The organism is Streptomyces sp. SID12501 (genome assembly GCF_010550245.1).
Classification (GTDB): domain Bacteria; phylum Actinomycetota; class Actinomycetes; order Streptomycetales; family Streptomycetaceae; genus Streptomyces.
The window spans coordinates 1-630 of the sequence record NZ_JAAGLU010000249.1; the positions used below are offsets into that span (position 1 = coordinate 1).

Consider the following 630-nt stretch of genomic DNA (forward strand, 5'->3'; position numbering starts at 1 on the left):
GTCGAGGGTGCGCGCGAGAAGGCGGAGGCCGTGCGGCTCGCGTTCGGCAACACCGACTCGTGGGTGCTGTGGAACATGACCGGCGGCGTCAACGGCGGCATCCACGTGACCGACCCGACCAACGCGTCGCGCACCATGCTCATGAACATCGACTCGCTCACGTGGAACGAGGAGATCGCGGGCGAGATGGGCGTGCCCGTCTCGATGCTCCCCGAGATCCGCTCGTCGTCCGAGGTGTACGGCGAGGGCCGCAAGGGCGGTCTGCTGCCGGGCGTGAAGATCGCGGGCATCCTGGGCGACCAGCAGGCCGCGACGTTCGGGCAGGCGTGCTTCGAGGTGGGGCACGCCAAGAACACGTACGGCACCGGCAACTTCATGCTCATCAACACGGGCACCGAGCCGATCGGCACGGCGCTCACCGGGCACCCCCCAGCAGCGGACCCAGCCGCGCCCAGCCCTGCTCCCGCACGAAGCCGCGGATCCCCCAGCGCAGGGCGGGTACGGTCACCACCAGCCCGGCGGGGTCCCGTTCCAGTACGTGCACCTCCGCGACCCGGCGGCGCCCGTTGCGATCGCGGGTCAGGTGCAGCACCAGGGTCAGCGCCGCCGCCAGCTGGCTGTGCAGTGCGG

The 630-nt window shown here is 71.3% G+C and carries 2 pseudogenes; one reads left to right on the forward strand and one right to left on the reverse strand.

Going from position 1 to position 630, the window contains the following annotated elements:
* Window positions 1-405: pseudogene (locus G3I71_RS51970) on the forward strand (FGGY family carbohydrate kinase); the annotation flags it as partial.
* Window positions 406-415: 10 nt separating this feature from the next.
* Here the strand turns inward: G3I71_RS51970 and G3I71_RS51975 are convergent.
* Window positions 416-630: pseudogene (locus G3I71_RS51975) on the reverse strand (pilus assembly protein CpaF); the annotation flags it as partial.